The following is a 17427-nucleotide window of genomic DNA, read 5'->3' as shown; positions in this document are numbered from 1 at the left end:
GAGCTGTGCCTCTTTTTTTCTGCCAAATTACCGGGTTTTGAGCATTATTCCCGTACATAAAGGAATGCTTTAACTATAAGTGTAGTACGTTTTTACTAACAGCCAGGCTGTTTTTCTATAGAACAACGTGTAAGGAAGGAGAGGCGCTTTCGTGTATGTCATGAAACAAACGGGTTGGGTAGAAGTCATTTGCGGCAGCATGTTCTCAGGTAAATCCGAAGAACTGATCCGCCGGGTACGACGCACTCAATTTGCTAAACAAGAGATTGCTGTGTATAAGCCAAAACTAGATAATCGCTATAGCGATGAATCGGTTGTATCTCATAATGGTACCTCTGTCATTGCCAAAGCAGTCGAGGAGTCAAGCATGATCCTTGATGATCTGAATCCAGAGGTGGACGTCGTTGCCATTGATGAGGTTCAATTTTTTGACGAAGGCATCGTCGACGTCGTCCAGAAATTAGCAAACAGCGGATACCGTGTCATCCTCGCAGGTCTTGACCAGGATTTCCGGGGAGAGCCATTCGGGCCGATGCCGGATTTGATGTCCATTGCCGAACAAGTGACGAAGCTTCAAGCCGTTTGTGCCGTCTGCGGCTCTCCGGCAAGCCGGACTCAGCGTCTGATCAACGGTGAACCGGCATGTTACGATGATCCCGTCATCCTTGTCGGTGCGTCTGAAGCGTACGAGCCAAGATGCCGCCATCATCATGAAGTACCGACCGGGATGAGCGTCACTCCGGATATGGTGAAGGAAGTATAAAATTTTTCTTGAACAAAGTCTCGGTTTGGGGCTTTGTTTTTTTATGTTTTTAAGGAAAGTGAAATCAAAATCGAGTATTTGTGCACATATGCAGTCGTAAGAAGTATGTTTCAGCTATGCTATTCTATCTGGTAAGCTGTCTGCGGACCGGGATTGCGTCATTTTCGAAGGTGATTGCGGCATTTTACGGATTATTGCGTCGTTTTCAGCCGTAATTGCGTCATTGTTGCGTTATTTGCGTATTTTTACATATATTCCCTCTATGCACTTCTACAGCCTGATTCAAACTCGTGCATAACCACCCTCCTCCAGGAAAACCTAAAAGCAGGAGGTGTGAAAGCATGAAAAAGATAGCATTAGCTTTATCATTTACCGTTTTCTTTCTTTTGATTACAGCATGTGGTGTGAATCAGGAGTCGGAATACGGTGTGCATAATGACAGCGGCGGTACCCGTTTTATTGATAATCGAAAAGCGGAGATGGATAAGCGCCAGGATAAAAACGTGCGGGAAATCACTGATCAAAACCCCAATTTCCCGAACCTGACCAATTCTCAAGGGACGACTTCCACGACTACCGGTGTGTATGAAGACAAAGCCCGTGAAGTCGTAAGAAAAAATACGAAATTCCAACCTGATGAGGTGTGGATCAATGGGAATCAAATGTGGGTGACCGCTCATACGAAGAAAGAAATGAATATGGCCGAAACCGATAAAGAGGAAGCCATGCTCAAAGACAAACTGCAAAGAGCGATTCCCCGGTACGATATCAATGTGAAAATCACCGAAAGATAATGAAAAGGGGGAGCTCAATCGGCTGCCCCTTTTTACGTGAAATCCTCCCCTCTCCATTCCCGCTCCTCCTTGTGTTTACATACACCATATAATATAATTGTACTGTTATGGATTAAAATTGAGGTGAATAGCTGTGTTCGATCGTTTACAAGCAGTGGAAGATCGCTATGATAAGTTAAATGAACTATTGAGTGATCCAGAAATTGTGAATGACCCAAAGAAGCTAAGAGATTATTCAAAAGAACAATCAGACATCCAAGCAACGGTAGAAGCATATCGAGAATATAAAGAATTGACCGGGCAGTATAAAGACGCGAAGGCGATGCTGGATGATAAGCTTGATGCTGATATGCGTGAAATGGTAAAGGAAGAAGTTTCCGAGCTTGAAGAGCAAATCGAAGCGTTGGAAGCCCGTCTGAAAATATTATTGATCCCGAAAGATCCGAATGATGATAAGAACGTCATCATGGAGGTCCGCGGTGCAGCAGGTGGAGATGAAGCCGCCCTGTTTGCCGGTGACTTATATCGCATGTACAGCCGCTTCGCTGAATCCCAAGGCTGGAAGATCGAAGTCATGGAAGCGAACTCCACTGGTGTTGGTGGATACAAAGAGATCATCTTCATGATCAACGGAAATGGTGCATTCTCCAAAATGAAGTACGAAAACGGAGCGCACCGCGTACAGCGTGTACCTGAAACGGAATCCGGCGGACGGATCCATACGTCGACGGCAACGGTAGCCTGCCTTCCTGAAGCGGAAGAAGTCGAGGTCGATATCCACGATAAAGATATCCGTGTCGATACATTCGCATCAAGCGGCCCGGGAGGACAAAGTGTTAACACGACCATGTCTGCCGTGCGTCTGACGCACATCCCGACAGGTGTCGTAGTGTCGTGTCAGGATGAAAAGTCCCAAATCAAGAACAAAGAAAAAGCGATGAAAGTATTGCGTGCCCGCGTGTACGATAAATTCCAACGCGAGGTTCAAGCGGAATACGATGCCAATCGTAAATCGGCCGTTGGTACCGGTGACCGTTCGGAGCGTATCCGTACGTACAATTTCCCACAAAACCGCGTCACGGATCACCGTATCGGCCTGACGATCCAGAAGCTTGACCAAATCCTTGAAGGAAAGATGGATGAAGTCATCGATGCATTGATCATCGAAGATCAGTCCAAACTTCTTGAAAGACTGGAAGAATAGTCATGGTGACGGTATTTGAAGCCCTGAAATGGGCTTCTTCTTTTTTAGTCCAGAATGGCCGCGATGAGAATGTGGGAGAAATCTACTTGCGGCATTTACTGGGCATGTCCCGATCGCAGCTGCTGGCAGAACAACGTAGGTCCGTCCCTCCAGAAAAATGGGACGAATTCCAGGAGGGGATCCGCTCGCATGCTGGCGGGGTGCCGATACAGCATATTATCGGGACTGAGGAGTTTTATGGCCGTGAGTTTGTGGTGAATGAGCATGTGCTGATTCCGAGACCGGAAACGGAAGAGCTCATTTATTATGGTCTGGAGAAGATAAAGGATTTGTTCCGTGATGCGGCTGCTCCTCTTAAGGCCGCCGATGTCGGGACAGGCAGCGGGGCGATTGCCGTTACGTTGAAGCTTGAGTCAAAGCGATTGCCTCTTGAGATGATGGCTGTTGATATATCGAGGGAAGCATTGGCGGTTGCCAGGGAGAATAGCAGGAGACTCGACGCAGATGTGCGCTTTTTTGAAGGAGATTTGTTGAAGCCATTGATCGAAGCCGGAGTGAAGCTGGATGTTCTTCTATCGAATCCTCCGTACATTCCGTTGACAGATCGCGAAACTCTATTAGATGTCGTCATCGGGCATGAGCCTGAACTCGCATTGTTTGGCGGAGAAGATGGCTATGATCTCTATAAACGCTTTATGGAGGAACTGCCTCTTGTCATGAAAGAAAAATGCCTGATCGGCTTCGAAGTCGGCGTCGGCCAGGGAGAGACCGTTGCGGATCTCCTGCGCGCCACCTTCCCGGATGCAGAAACAGAAGTCGTCCATGATATCAATGGGAAAGATCGTATGGTGTTTTGTGTGAGGAAAAATTAGTGTTAGGCCCTCGATTATAGTGATCGGGGGTGTTTTTTTGTGTTAAAACCGTTCAATACTATTACAATATGTAATCTCATAAGTTGATTGAAGTGGAAGGTGCTCGACTCCGACGGGAACAGCGGGAAAGTTGAGACCCCACAGGGCGAAGCCCGAGGAGGCTCAACTCACGCCCCGCGGAAAGCGAGCACCTGCAGCGGAAATCAACCACCACTCGCTACTGATCTAATCATTACAGTTACGTTTATCTTCAATAAGCCACCCAACCAATTTTCCCAAACAAAAATGTTATTTTACTAGTTTAAGATTCCCCCATTTTGACCACACTGTTTACCAAGGGGGAGAGGACATGAAAACAAAACACATAGTACTATTGTATATCTTGATTCTATCATTAGGAACGATTCTAAGTTTATATATACCGAAGCAGGAAATGGCGGCACAGGAGACGATGGTGATTCCGGATGAGGCGATTCGCCTGCGGATCCTCGCCAATAGTGATTTGGATGCGGATCAGAACGTAAAGAGACTTGTCCGGGATGAAGTCAACAAAGAGATTACGAAATGGGTATCGAATCTGACTTCACAGGATGAGGCGAAAGCAGTCATCAAGGAAGGCTTGCCGCAGCTTCAGAAAATTGCGGAGGACGTCGTCGCCGCAGAAGGAATGGATCAATCAGTGAAAGTGGAGTTTGGTAAAGTCGACTTTCCTACGAAACTATATGGTCAGTACCTTTATCCGGCTGGTGAGTACGAAGCGGTATTGATCACACTTGGTAAAGGAGAAGGCGCAAACTGGTGGTGCGTCCTTTATCCGCCACTATGCTTCCTGGATTTCTCTACTGGAAATGCCGTAAGAAGCACAGGTTTTGAAACGAAAGTGGAGGCTAGCGGGAATGAAGTGACGGAAGTAGATCATGAAGATGCAACTCAGGTGAGTGAAGATGACTCGGAATATGACATGATTGCCTATAAGCAAGTCGAAGTGGATGCAGTAGAAGCCGGTGTAATTGATGAGACTGAAAAAGAGGAAGTAAAGGTCCCGGTTGAAAAAGAAGTAGAAAAAGAAGAACCGGTCTTCGTAGAAGATTCCGAAGAGGAAGAAGTAGAGGTTCGCTTCTTCGTGGTAGATTTATTCAAAGGGTTATTCAATTAAGAAAGCTGCATCCCGTGTGGATGGAGCTTTTTTCTTGGTAAAAAATCTATCTTTCTAGCATTCCTTGTTCTAATCTCTTCCCTCCTTCATACATTGATACTAGAGGATGATAGAAAAGGGAGGATGAAAGGATGTTGAAAGTGATCCGCCAGGCAACGAATGAGGACATTCATGAAGTCGTGGCCTTCTTGACGAAAGCAGGATTGAGCACGGAAGGCATTAAACATAGCATTGATTGTTTTTTAGTAGTGGAGGATGAAGAAAATCGTTTGATCGGGACGCTTGGAATCGAGGTGCAGGGGAAGATCGGCCTTCTTCGATCACTCGTAGTCACTTCTTCATTTGAAAGTGAAGAATTATTTGCTCTCTTTCAGGAGATTTTAAAGCTTGCGAAAGAAAAGGATCTGAAGCGTCTCTATTTGATTTCCAATCGGAAAGCATCCCTCGCGTTCTTTGACCTGCTGGGTTTTCAACAAGAAGCTGATCCTGGTGTGGATGAGCTGGAGAACTTCATTCATGCAAAAAAGTTATCCACTGTGGATAACTGTATCACCATGAAATTGGATTTATAGATTTTTCGACAAGGATTTTATCGGAGAATTCAGGACTGAACCATTCTCATAAAAATGGTTCAGTTTTTTTCGTTTGCCATTCGACAAAATGTGAGAAAGCGGTAACTATTTCTTTTTTCAGAATTATTCACACCATCCACAGGTTTATCCACAATTTTCAACAAGTTATACGCAGTTTGTGGATAATACTTGAGAATTCAAGGTGTTTCTTTTATACTTTCAAAAGTATAGGAACTTGTAAATTCAGTATTTGTAGATAAAAAGTGATGAAATGTAGCTTAGTAACATAAAGGTGGATGACATAGATGATGAAACATTGGATTGTGGAAAGTGATGTGGATAAAAACAAAAGTTATCCACAAATTGTGGATGCAGCGAAGATTCTTCAACAGGATGAGGTGGTGGCGTTCCCGACAGAGACGGTTTATGGACTGGGAGCCAATGCCACATCGGACACTGCGGTGGAAAAAATCTTCAAAGCGAAGGGCAGGCCATCGGATAATCCACTGATTGTCCACATATCAAATAAAGAGCAGTTAAAGGGGCTGGTCGAAGAGATCCCGATGGATGCTTCGAAACTCATTGATGCCTATTGGCCGGGGCCACTGACGATTATTTTTAAAAATAAGGAAAACGTCTTTTCCGGAAGGGTGACGGCTGGACTCGATACTGTAGGGATCCGGATGCCGGACCATCCCGTGGCGCTATCCATTATCGAGGCATCGGGACTTCCGATTGCCGCTCCGAGTGCGAATCGTTCGGGTAAACCGAGTCCGACAACGGCTCAGCATGTGATCGATGACCTGGATGGCCGGATCGCCGGAGTGGTGGACGGCGGCGAAACGGGAGTCGGTGTCGAGTCGACGGTCGTGGATTGTACGGGGGAAATCCCGGTCATTTTGCGTCCAGGCGGTATCACGAAAGAGCAGCTGGAAGAAGTCGTCGGGAAAGTGGAAGTGGATCCTTCCTTGAAAGAAGGCAAGGGTGCCCCGAAATCACCCGGGATGAAATACACCCACTACGCCCCGGATGCCCCTGTTTATCTTGTGGACGGTACAAAGGAAGATGTGCAGCGATTGGTGGATGAGAAAAAGGAAGAGGGGCTCAAAGTCGGGGTCCTGACGACGGAGGAACAAATGGATTGGTATCAGGCGGATCTCATCCTGTCAGCCGGACGCCGGGACGATCTGAAAACAGTCGCCCAGCATCTCTACGACACTCTGCGTGCTTTTAATAGAAGTAATGTGGATATTATTTTTGCGGAGATGTTTCCGGAAGAAGGAGTCGGGCTTGCGATCATGAACCGTCTTCAGAAAGCGGCCGGTTACCGGGTAATAAAAGGATGATTATCCTTCCCTATGATCTTTCATAGGGGTTTTTGTTTTGTATTCTAAATCCCTTTGGACGTGCATAAGTTGTTTTGTAGGCATGTCCGGAGGGGGAAAAACAAAATGACAACAATTATCGGCGAACTGATGACCTTGATGTTAATGGCATTTGCTCTTGGGATGGATGCCTTTTCGATCGGGATAGGGATGGGTATGTTCCAACTGAGATTAAAGCAGGTCTTTTATATAGGGTTGGTTGTCGGGGTCTTTCATGTATGGATGCCGCTCCTCGGGATGATGACGGGGAAGTTTCTATCGGAAACGTTCGGGTCCTTTGCGGCTTATGCGGGTGGTGTCCTGCTCATCGTCCTTGGAATCCAGATGTTCATGTCGAGCTTTAAGGAGGAGGACACAACTCTCATATCGCCGGTGGGCTTTGGATTGATCCTTTTTGCGTTGAGTGTAAGCCTGGACAGTTTTTCGGTGGGACTGACCCTCGGGATCTTCGGTGCAAGGACAGCCGTCGCCCTCTTCTGTTTCGGGATCGCGGCTACCGTGTTGACGTGGGCAGGATTATTGATCGGCCGGAAATTCCAGGGAGTGCTTGGAACGTACAGCGAGGCACTTGGGGGGAGTATCCTGTTTGCGTTTGGTGTGAAGCTACTTTTGCCGATTTGAATTGGCTGGTGAAGGTCCGTCCCTCGGGGTGGGCTTTTTTTGTTAGGTTTCGGGGCTGAGCCGCGCCTTTCTTTTTGTATTCTTTGTGAATGGACTATTGGGAGATTGGAAAATATTTTATAATAGGTGGTAAGGAGGATGACGTGATGAATATTTTGTTTGTTTGTACAGGGAATACTTGCCGGAGTCCTATGGCGGAGGCGGTTTTGAAGCATAAGGGAAAAGATAAGTTCGACGTGAAATCTGCCGGTGTTTTTGCCATGGACGGAAATGATGCGTCATTTCAGACTAAAGAAGTGCTGAAAGAGAACGATATAATACATAGACATCAATCGAGTTCGCTCTCAAAAGAGAACCTGGATTGGGCTTCCTATATTTTTACGATGACATCGAATCATAAGCGGGCGATTGTGGATCAGTATCCACATGTGGCGGACAAGGTTTTTACATTGAAGGAGTTTGTCCTTGAAGATCCTGCCGACTTGGATGTATCGGATCCGTATGGAGGAAGCATGGACATCTATAGACATACATACAGGGAATTGAATTCATTGATCGAGGAGTTAATGAAAAAGCTTGGCTAGAGACAGGGAGAGAGAAAGATGGGGAAAGTGAAGAGCTACAAGTCGGGTCTTAGAAAGAAATTGGTCTTCTTTATCACGCTTCTGGCGTTGGTGACGTATACCACAAGTGCCTTTTTTATTTATGTAATCAAACCTGCTTTTGCGCCGGATATGAATGAGCTGTGGTTCACGATCATGACCCTTGGCATGGGTGTATTCTGGTCGGCGGTTCTGGCCTTTTTTGCAGCGGGCTTCATCGTCAAACCGCTGCAGCGCTTGGAACAGGTTGCATTGAAAGCCGCTGAAGGGGACATCGCCATCGAAGTGGATGTACCGAAATCCGATGACGAAATCCGTTCACTGGCACTGGCGTTCAACCGCATGCTGCATAATTTACGTGACATGGTCTCAAGCATCGATGACAATTTTAACAAAACCAATACGAATGTCATCGAGCTTTCCAAAGCATCGGAAATCGCTTCTACACAGGCATATTCGATTTCCAAAACGATCAGCGAAATTTCAGCGGGTGCCGAAAGCTCGGCGACGGCGATTCAAACGACGGCTGAATCCGTGGAGGATGTCATCCGGATCGCCCGGGAAGTCCAGGATCATTCGAAATCATCCGAGCATATGTCGAAAAACATGGTGACGGAGCTTCAGGGAAGTAAAGAAGTGATTCATTCCCTCGTCGAAGGCATCAGCCGGCTGGCAAAAGGGAATGAAGATTCGTTGGACGCCGTGCGCCGACTTGAAGACAACGCGAAAAAAGTGGAGCAAATCATCCAATTAGTCGGGGACATCGCGAACCAAACCAATCTTCTTGCCTTGAATGCTTCCATAGAAGCGGCGCGTGCCGGGGAGCATGGAAAAGGATTCGCAGTGGTCGCAGAGGAAGTCCGGAAACTGGCCGATGAAAGTGGAAAAGCGGTTCAAGGCATTTCGGAATTGATCAAGAACATCCAGACAGAAGTCGGGAATGTTGTTGGACAGATCACGACCCAGGTCGATTCTGCCAACACAGAAGCCCAAAAAGGAACGCAGACGAATGAAATGATTGAAACCATGACGACAACCATTCATGAAGTGGCAGACGCGGTCCAGAACATCTCAGTCCTCGTCGATCAGCAGATGGACAGCATCCAGCTCACTTCCCAGCAATCCCAGGAAGTAGCCGCCATCGCAGAAGAAACATCAGCGGGTGCCATGGAAGTATCAGCTTCAACTAAAGAGCAAGCGGTCGTCATGAATGACGTCGAGAAGCTGGCCCTCAACCTGAAAGAACAGGCTGAGGCACTGAAAAGCACGATTACACGTTTTCATCTTTAAAAATGAGCGGGTGTGAGGGACGGACCTCATGCCCGTTTTTTCATGCTGAAAAGCTTTATATAATGGAGAGGATGTGGCAAAATAAACGTATCAAAGGTTATGGGGAGTGGGAGAAGATGAAAATTGCGATTGCGTCGGATCACGGCGGAGTGAATATTAGAGAAGAAATCAAGTCATTAATGGAAGAAATGGGTCTTGAATATGAGGATTTCGGCTGTGAGTGTGGCACATCCGTCGACTATCCTGACTACGCAGTTCCCGTTGCGGAAAAAGTGGCAAGCGGTGAATTCGACCGAGGGATTCTGATCTGCGGAACGGGAATCGGTATGAGCATCTCTGCCAATAAAGTAAAGGGCATCCGCTGCGCCCTTGTGCATGATGTATTCAGTGCAAAAGCGACCCGCGAACATAATGACAGCAACATGCTGGCCATGGGGGAACGTGTCATCGGGCCGGGACTGGCACGTGAAATCGCTAAAACGTGGCTTGGAACCGAATTCGAAGGCGGCCGCCATGCAAATAGAGTCGGAAAGATCACGGCATACGAAGACAAACAATAAGGAGTGGGTTTCATGGAAATCGCTCAATTGAAAGATGAATTGCAAACGATCCTGCGTGATTTCAGCAGTCAGGTTCCGCTGAAAAAAGGACAAGTCTTTGTCGTCGGCTGTTCCACCTCCGAAGTGATGGGGGAGCGGATCGGCACGGCGGGGACCATTGATGTGGCGGAAATGATTTATGACGAATTGAAGAGATGGGCGGATTCAATTGGGGTTTCTCTGGCGTTCCAATGCTGCGAGCACTTAAACCGTGCTCTGGTCCTTGAAAGGGAAGTAGCGGAAAAGAGGGGGCTCGATGAAGTCACCGTCGTTCCCGTGCGAAAAGCAGGGGGAGCCATGGCGACGAAAGCCTATCATTCCTTCGAAGACCCGGTCATGGTCGAACATATCAAAGCCGACGCCGGCATCGACATCGGGGACACCTTCATCGGCATGCATCTGAAACACGTAGCCGTTCCGATCCGTGTATCACAAAAAAGCCTCGGCGAAGCCCACGTCACCCTCGCCAAAACCAGACCAAAACTCATCGGCGGAACCAGGGCTGTATACGAATAAAACATGGAAGAAGGTCCGTCCCTCTTGGTTGAGGAACGGACCTTTATTTTGGATTGATCTCTACATGAGGTGCTAAACACGAACGTTACGTTTTGACTATAGGTTTTTATTTCGCCTTTTGGTGAATCGTGTTAGAATGGGATTGAATGAATCAAGGAGGCGCCAAAGTTGGGCCTATGAATTAAAGGGGGATATGTATGAGTAAGATTGCCAAGCAAGATCCGGAAATTTATGCAGCGATTCAAGATGAATTAGAGCGTCAACGAACAAAGATCGAATTAATTGCATCTGAAAACTTTGTCAGCGAAGCCGTTATGGAAGCACAAGGCTCCGTTTTGACCAATAAGTATGCAGAGGGGTACCCAGGTCGTCGCTATTATGGTGGCTGTGAGCATGTGGACGTAGCCGAAAATCTGGCCCGCGACCGTGCGAAAGAACTGTTTGGAGCGGAACACGTCAACGTTCAGCCTCACTCAGGGGCACAAGCCAATATGGCAGTCTACTTCACCATCCTTGAACAGGGCGACACGGTTCTTGGAATGAACTTATCTCATGGGGGACATCTGACTCACGGAAGTGCGGTCAATTTCAGTGGAATTCAATATAACTTCGTAGAGTATGGTGTGGATGAAGAGAAGCACCTGATCAATTACGAAGATGTAAGACAAAAAGCGTTAGAGCACAAACCTAAGCTGATCGTAGCGGGAGCAAGTGCGTATCCAAGAGCCATCGATTTCGCGAAATTCCGTGAAATCGCAGATGAAGTGGGAGCATACCTGATGGTGGATATGGCTCACATCGCTGGTCTCGTAGCGGCTGGTCTTCACCAGAACCCGGTTCCGTATGCAGACTTCGTGACGACAACAACTCATAAAACATTGCGTGGACCACGCGGCGGAATGATCCTTTGTAAAGAAGAGTTTGCGAAGAAGATAGACAAGTCTATTTTCCCTGGAATCCAGGGTGGACCTCTTATGCACGTCATTTCTGCTAAAGCCGTGGCTTTCGGTGAAGCACTGCAGGATTCCTTCAAAGAATATGCACAGAACATCATCGACAATGCGAAGCGCTTAGGTGAAGGTCTGGTCAAGGAAGGAATCGATCTTGTATCAGGTGGCTCTGATAACCACCTACTATTGATCGACACTCGTTCACTTGGGTTGACTGGTAAAGTCGCGGAAAAGGTTCTTGATGAGATCGGAATCACCGTCAATAAAAACACGATTCCATTCGATCCGGAAAGCCCATTCGTTACAAGCGGTGTCCGTATCGGTACGGCAGCTGTGACGTCCAGAGGATTTGGTTTAGATGATATGGACGAAATTGCCTCGATCATGGCGTTGACTCTTAAAAACCATGAAGATGAAGCGAAATTGGAAGAAGCACGCAAACGCGTGTTGGATCTAACAAGCAAATTTGAATTATATCCTGAGAGATAATAGATGTTAACCTCTTCATTAGGGACGGATGTTCCTGGTGGGGAGGTTTTTTTGATGGGTATAGAAATGGAATGTTCCATAATTTGTTAAAATACGCAAAAACATAGTGAAATGACGCAATGAACGAAAAAACGACGCAATAAAAATGAAAATGACGCAATGAACGAAAAAACGACGCAATCACCTCAGTTCCAAGCCTCCTGGTCCCCACTCACCCAGTCAAAATAAACCCAAATCCCATCGCGGGGATCAATTCCACCTCCAACTTTCTCAATTCTAACGATTCCATTACACTTCCCATCTCATGTTGCTCTTAAATTGTCTTTTATGTACAATAGTCTGAGGTGTAAATGAAGTGGACAAACCATTTTTACATAAAACTGAATTTAAAGGAGAGAGTCGTATGGGCAAAGTATATGTATTTGATCATCCGTTGATCCAACATAAGTTAACGTTTATCCGTGATAAAGAAACAGGAACAAAGGAATTCCGTGAGCTTGTTGACGAAGTAGCAACACTGATGGCATTTGAGATCACACGTGATCTTCCTCTTGAGGATATCGACGTTGAAACGCCGGTAAGCAAAGCGAAAGCGAAAACCCTTGCAGGGAAAAAATTAGGGATCGTTCCTATCTTGCGTGCCGGCCTTGGAATGGTTGATGGAATCCTTAAATTGATCCCGGCTGCAAAAGTGGGACATGTCGGGTTATACCGTGACCCTGAGACTCTTAAGCCGATCGAATATTACGTGAAGCTTCCAAGTGATGTGGAAGAGCGTGACTTCATCCTGGTCGATCCGATGCTTGCAACGGGCGGATCTGCTGTTGAAGCGATCAACTCATTGAAAAAGCGCGGTGCCGTAAGCATCAAGTTCATGTGCCTGGTTGCTTGTCCTGAAGGTGTCGACGCCATCAAGGAAGCACACCCTGATGTTGATATCTTCATCGCTGCTCTTGATGAGAAGCTGAATGAAAAAGGTTACATCGTACCTGGACTTGGGGACGCGGGAGATCGTTTGTACGGAACGAAATAAGAAAGGCAGGGCGAACACATGACGAATCCAATCAAGGTAATGACGATTTTCGGAACAAGGCCGGAAGCCATCAAGATGGCGCCCCTTGTTCTTGAATTGAAGAAGTATCCAGAAAGCTTTGAAACGATTGTAACAGTAACAGCTCAGCACCGTGAAATGCTGGATCAGGTGTTAAATATTTTTGATATCACGCCTGATTATGACCTGAACATCATGAAAGACCGTCAAACACTTATCGACGTAACAACGCGCGGACTAGAAGGCCTCGATAAAATTATGAAAGAAGCAAAGCCGGATATTGTTCTTGTACATGGTGATACCACAACAACATTCGTCGCAAGTCTTGCTGCTTTCTATAATCAAATCTCTGTCGGCCACGTCGAAGCAGGCCTAAGAACATGGAATAAATATTCGCCGTTCCCAGAGGAAATGAATCGTCAACTGACAGGCGTCATGGCGGATCTTCATTTTGCTCCAACGGAAAAATCATCCCAGAATCTTTTGAATGAAAATAAGAAAGATGAGGGAATTTTCATTACGGGGAACACAGCGATTGATGCGTTAAAAACGACCGTAAAAGATGAGTATCATCATGAGGTTCTCGAGAAGGTCGGTGATGACCGATTAGTTCTACTGACGGCTCACCGACGTGAAAACCTCGGTCAACCGATGCGCAACATGTTCCGTGCCATCAAGCGATTAGTGGAAGAGCATGATGATATCCAGGTTGTCTATCCGGTCCACTTGAATCCGGCCGTTCGTGAAGTGGCGGATGAAGTACTTGGAGACGACAAGCGCATTCATCTGATCGAGCCGCTTGATGTCATCGATTTCCATAACTTCGCCTCCCGTGCCCATCTGATTCTGACAGATTCAGGCGGTGTTCAGGAAGAAGCACCTTCGTTAGGCGTACCGGTCCTTGTCCTTCGTGACACAACCGAGCGTCCTGAAGGGATTGAAGCCGGAACATTGAAGCTTGCAGGGAATGAAGAAGAAAACATCTACAAGCTTGCAAAAGAATTACTGACAGATCCGGAAGCACACGGCAAAATGTCCAAAGCGACAAACCCATACGGAGACGGACAGGCATCCTACCGAATTACCCAAGCAATCCGCTACCATTTCGGCCACCTGGATGAACGTCCCAAATCCTTCGACCCAAACGAATAAAATAATGAAAAGGTCCGTCCCTCTTAGAATTCACTGAGGGACGGACCTCTATTTATATACAGAATCATTTTGAAACCAAATGGAAGTATTTACATTAAATTCAAGGGTTACTCAGCAAGGGAATCTTCTATATAATGGAGGGGCATGTGAAGTGGGGGACTATGAATTTGTTAATATATTACTAAGTTGGGCGTGAGGGTTGGGCAGTCGGGTACGCTTTTCGCGATGTCCAGCTCCGGGGGCTTGGGGCTCGAGGTCATAAGTCAAGCCGACCAAAAAGGCAAAGAACGCCTTTCCGGTCGACTCGCCTTATGCTTGTCGCCCCAGAGCAAGCCCCCTACGCTTTTCTGCTAATTGTGTTGAAAATGTGAACAATCTGGGAACACGTGGATAGGTTGTGAACTTTTTAACTTGAACGCATTGACATAGATTAAGCCCTATTGTATGCTTACAAAGGATGTAAAATGATAAGGTTTTCACAATGCGTAAACCCTTATGCAATCGGTTTTACATCATGTCTGAAATGCTTGCCTCATGTTCAAATTTCGTTTGAATGGGAGAGGTTGAAATGGGTCAAAAAAACGAAAACCCATATAAAGCGATGGCGATTTATTCGGCCATTTTAGCACAGCTTGTCGGGTCTATCTTAGTCGGGATTTTCCTGGGGAGATGGATCGATCAGCAGGTTGATTCAGCACCACTCTTTTTAATCATCGGATTACTCCTCGGCCTTGCCGCAGGGATTTATGCGATGCTTCGTACAGTACGACATTTCTTCTTAGGAGAATAATAAGATATGCCGGAACTCCATCAAATGTTTAATAGACAGCGGAAATACATAATTTATGTGCTTTCTATTTACGTCCTGGGTTGGGGATTCACCACCCACAAATCAGTATTCTTAGGGTTAATTTTAGGGACAGTTCTAAGTCTTTATATGCACTGGGGCATGACCAAGCGGGTCTCGAAGTTCGGGGACGCCGTGGTAGCCGGGCAAAAAGTGAGATCACTAGGAACCACTTCCCGTATGGCCGCAGCCGCCCTTGGAGTCATCATTGCCACACGATTTCCAGAAACATTTCATCTCCTAAGTCTTATTATTGGATTAATGACGACCTATATTGTCATTATGATAGATTATTTTTTCAGCAGCTTCAAAACTAATAAATAGCGGGGAAGAGAGGTGAAGTATTTTGAATCATGGAGCACCTACAGCCCATTTTCTGGGTTTGACTTTTAACCTTGCGAACGTTTTGATGATCACGGTCGCAACGGCCATAGTGTTTATTATAGCCCTCTTATCTACACGTCGCTTAGCCCTGAAACCGACCGGAATGCAGAATTTTTTCGAGTGGGTGATGGACTTCGTCAAGGGGATCATTAAGAGCAACATGGACTGGAAGACGGGTGGCCGTTTTCATATCTTAGGTCTCACGATTATCATGTATATCTTTGTATCTAATATGCTGGGTCTACCATTCTCAGTTGTATATGATGGCGAATTATGGTGGAAATCACCTACAGCCGACCCTGCCATCACGATGACCCTGGCGGTTATGGTCGTGGTACTATCCCATTTCTATGGAATCAGATTAAAGGGGTTTGGCGAATATGGGAAAGACTTTTTCAAACCTATGTGGTGGTTATTCCCGCTAAAAATCATTGAAGAGTTTGCAAACACTCTTACATTGGGTCTTCGACTTTACGGTAACATCTATGCCGGTGAAATCCTGCTTGCACTACTTGCGGGTCTAGCCGTTAACGGTGGTATCGGCGGAACGATCGGAGCGATCGCACCAATGCTTGCTTGGCAAGGATTCTCGGTGTTTGTCGGATCAATCCAGGCGTTCATTTTCTGTATGTTAACAATGGTTTATATGGCTCACAAAGTAAGCCACGACCATTAATATATACCTGTTCATTACGGTGGACAAACATATATGTAAAAAATATTTTTCTTATACATTAAAGGAGGAACTTTAGAATGAGTCTTATCGCAGCAGCAATTGCAGTTGGTTTAGCAGCACTAGGAGCAGGTATTGGTAACGGTCTTATCGTAGGTCGTACAGTAGAAGGAATTGCACGTCAACCGGAATTACGTGGTACTTTACAAACAACAATGTTCATCGGTATCGCACTAGTTGAGGCACTTCCTATCATCGGCGTAGTTATCGCTTTCATCGCACTAGGAAGCTAATAAAACGGACAGGTTGAATGGCGAAGTTCGTCTTGACGATTATCTTCGCCATTCCTATGTACTAGAGAATAGATTCTTTGCAAGAACGGTTCATTTATAAAAAATACGATCCAATCGATTCTTGAAGGGAGTGAATCGAGTATGTTAACTAACGCATTCGTTATAGGTGAGGCAGCAGGTCACGGCGGCCTTAACACGGGGGATATCGTCTTTCAGCTGATCATGTTCCTAGTCCTTATGGCGCTACTTAAGAAATTCGCCTGGGGTCCACTAATGGGAATCATGCAGCAGCGTGAAGACCACATCGCCGGTGAGATCACGGCAGCCGAAAAGAGCCGCACTGAGGCAAACAATATTTTAGAAGAGCAAAAGAAACTTCTGAAAGAAGCTCGTCTTGAAGCTCAAACGATGATTGAAAACTCTAAGAAACAAGGTTCTGAACAACGTGAAGAGATTATCGCAACTGCTCGTCAAGAGGCAGAGAGATTGAAAGAATCTGCAAAACGCGAAATCGAAACGCAAAAAGAACAAGCTGTTGCAGCACTTCAGAAACAGGTTGCTTCTTTATCAGTACTTATTGCTTCTAAGGTCATTGAGAAAGAACTTTCTGCAGATGATCAACAGAAGTTAATTAACGATTATATTCAAGAGGTAGGGGAAGAGCGATGAGCTACTCTACAGTTGCAAAACGCTATGCGTTAGCTCTTTTCGAGATTGCCCAGGATCATAATCAGCTTGAAGGAATCGAAGAAGAGCTGCGTACAGTGAGAGCGGTTTTCCTTGAGAACACCGAATTAACGGTTCTCTTTGAAAATCCTAAGCTTACGTTAGATAAGAAGAAGTCATTGATTCAGGAAGCATTTCGAGCAGCTTCCCCATATGTCCTGAACACATTGATGCTGATGACGGACCGTCACCGTACGGGCGAGATCACAAGCATGGTTGAGGCATTCATCGAATTGACAAACGAAGCACGCGGGATTGCAGATGCGACAGTGTACTCTGTACGTCCTTTAACTGAAGATGAGCAAACAGCATTGTCGTCTTCTTTTGCAAAAAAAGTCGGAAAACAATCATTAAGAATTACCAATGTGACAGACGAACATTTACTGGGCGGCATCAAGGTCCAAATCGGGACACGCATCTATGATGGTAGCCTGCAAGGTAAGTTGACTCGTCTTGAGCGTGAACTAATTCGTTAACTTTCGTATAAA

The 17427-nt window shown here is 46.1% G+C and carries 21 protein-coding genes; all 21 read left to right on the top strand.

Features of this window, described 5'->3' with window-relative positions; all coding sequences use genetic code 11:
• Positions 1-151: 151 nt before the first annotated feature.
• The 21 genes from M1J35_RS01825 (at position 152) to M1J35_RS01725 (ending at position 17415) form a co-directional block, all read left to right on the top strand.
• Complete coding sequence (locus tag M1J35_RS01825; RefSeq protein ID WP_034765125.1) at positions 152-763, top strand: thymidine kinase; 612 nt, start codon at positions 152-154, stop codon at positions 761-763.
• 341 nt (positions 764-1104) lie between these two features.
• The gene (locus M1J35_RS01820; RefSeq protein WP_254652632.1) at positions 1105-1557 is read left to right on the top strand and encodes a hypothetical protein; all 453 of its coding nucleotides are present in this window, start codon (positions 1105-1107) and stop codon (positions 1555-1557) included.
• A gap of 133 nt (positions 1558-1690) precedes the next feature.
• Positions 1691-2761, top strand: coding sequence for a peptide chain release factor 1 (gene prfA / locus M1J35_RS01815; RefSeq protein ID WP_034765126.1), 1071 nt, complete (start codon positions 1691-1693; stop codon positions 2759-2761).
• A 2-nt stretch (positions 2762-2763) separates the two neighbouring features.
• Positions 2764-3633, top strand: coding sequence for a peptide chain release factor N(5)-glutamine methyltransferase (gene prmC, locus M1J35_RS01810; protein WP_305882326.1), 870 nt, complete (start codon positions 2764-2766; stop codon positions 3631-3633).
• A 349-nt stretch (positions 3634-3982) separates the two neighbouring features.
• Positions 3983-4789: a stage II sporulation protein R gene (gene spoIIR / locus M1J35_RS01805; protein WP_254652631.1), complete on the top strand. Its 807-nt coding sequence runs from the start codon at positions 3983-3985 to the stop codon at positions 4787-4789.
• A 131-nt stretch (positions 4790-4920) separates the two neighbouring features.
• Entirely contained in the window at positions 4921-5361 is a 441-nt protein-coding gene (locus M1J35_RS01800) for a GNAT family N-acetyltransferase (protein WP_254652630.1), read from the top strand.
• 305 nt (positions 5362-5666) lie between these two features.
• Positions 5667-6707: an L-threonylcarbamoyladenylate synthase gene (locus M1J35_RS01795; protein WP_371928707.1), complete on the top strand. Its 1041-nt coding sequence runs from the start codon at positions 5667-5669 to the stop codon at positions 6705-6707.
• A gap of 105 nt (positions 6708-6812) precedes the next feature.
• Positions 6813-7367 (top strand): manganese efflux pump MntP, encoded by a 555-nt coding sequence (locus M1J35_RS01790; protein ID WP_034765135.1) that lies wholly within the window; start codon positions 6813-6815, stop codon positions 7365-7367.
• Between the two features lie 146 nt (positions 7368-7513).
• Positions 7514-7951 carry a low molecular weight protein arginine phosphatase gene (locus tag M1J35_RS01785; RefSeq protein WP_254652629.1) on the top strand — a complete coding sequence of 146 codons (438 nt, stop codon included), beginning with the start codon at positions 7514-7516 and terminating at the stop codon, positions 7949-7951.
• 18 nt (positions 7952-7969) lie between these two features.
• Positions 7970-9259: a methyl-accepting chemotaxis protein gene (locus M1J35_RS01780; RefSeq protein ID WP_034765141.1), complete on the top strand. Its 1290-nt coding sequence runs from the start codon at positions 7970-7972 to the stop codon at positions 9257-9259.
• A gap of 116 nt (positions 9260-9375) precedes the next feature.
• Complete coding sequence (gene rpiB / locus M1J35_RS01775) at positions 9376-9819, top strand: ribose 5-phosphate isomerase B (RefSeq protein WP_034765248.1); 444 nt, start codon at positions 9376-9378, stop codon at positions 9817-9819.
• A 12-nt stretch (positions 9820-9831) separates the two neighbouring features.
• Positions 9832-10374, top strand: a complete 543-nt coding sequence (locus M1J35_RS01770) for a TIGR01440 family protein (protein WP_254652628.1) — start codon at positions 9832-9834, stop codon at positions 10372-10374.
• A 197-nt stretch (positions 10375-10571) separates the two neighbouring features.
• The gene (gene glyA / locus M1J35_RS01765) at positions 10572-11813 is read left to right on the top strand and encodes a serine hydroxymethyltransferase (RefSeq protein WP_061808907.1); all 1242 of its coding nucleotides are present in this window, start codon (positions 10572-10574) and stop codon (positions 11811-11813) included.
• 403 nt (positions 11814-12216) lie between these two features.
• A complete protein-coding gene (gene upp / locus M1J35_RS01760) occupies positions 12217-12846 on the top strand; it encodes a uracil phosphoribosyltransferase (protein ID WP_098351501.1) in 630 nt (209 codons plus the stop codon).
• 18 nt (positions 12847-12864) lie between these two features.
• Positions 12865-14016: a non-hydrolyzing UDP-N-acetylglucosamine 2-epimerase gene (gene wecB / locus M1J35_RS01755; protein ID WP_254652627.1), complete on the top strand. Its 1152-nt coding sequence runs from the start codon at positions 12865-12867 to the stop codon at positions 14014-14016.
• A gap of 568 nt (positions 14017-14584) precedes the next feature.
• The gene (locus tag M1J35_RS01750) at positions 14585-14806 is read left to right on the top strand and encodes an AtpZ/AtpI family protein (protein WP_254652626.1); all 222 of its coding nucleotides are present in this window, start codon (positions 14585-14587) and stop codon (positions 14804-14806) included.
• A gap of 6 nt (positions 14807-14812) precedes the next feature.
• Positions 14813-15187: an ATP synthase subunit I gene (locus M1J35_RS01745; protein WP_034765153.1), complete on the top strand. Its 375-nt coding sequence runs from the start codon at positions 14813-14815 to the stop codon at positions 15185-15187.
• Positions 15188-15209: 22 nt separating this feature from the next.
• Positions 15210-15923: a F0F1 ATP synthase subunit A gene (atpB, locus tag M1J35_RS01740; RefSeq protein WP_034765155.1), complete on the top strand. Its 714-nt coding sequence runs from the start codon at positions 15210-15212 to the stop codon at positions 15921-15923.
• Between the two features lie 77 nt (positions 15924-16000).
• A complete protein-coding gene (gene atpE, locus M1J35_RS01735) occupies positions 16001-16213 on the top strand; it encodes a F0F1 ATP synthase subunit C (protein ID WP_032086923.1) in 213 nt (70 codons plus the stop codon).
• Between the two features lie 141 nt (positions 16214-16354).
• Positions 16355-16882 (top strand): F0F1 ATP synthase subunit B, encoded by a 528-nt coding sequence (gene atpF / locus M1J35_RS01730; protein WP_034765158.1) that lies wholly within the window; start codon positions 16355-16357, stop codon positions 16880-16882.
• A complete protein-coding gene (locus M1J35_RS01725; protein WP_254652625.1) occupies positions 16879-17415 on the top strand; it encodes a F0F1 ATP synthase subunit delta in 537 nt (178 codons plus the stop codon). The genes atpF and M1J35_RS01725 overlap by 4 nt, the downstream gene beginning before the upstream one ends.
• Positions 17416-17427: the final 12 nt, after the last annotated feature.

The organism is Rossellomorea sp. KS-H15a (assembly GCF_024195245.1).
GTDB lineage: Bacteria > Bacillota > Bacilli > Bacillales > Bacillaceae_B > Rossellomorea > Rossellomorea vietnamensis.
The sequence above is the reverse complement of the archived record's forward strand: the minus strand, read 5'-3'. Positions and strand labels throughout refer to the sequence as shown.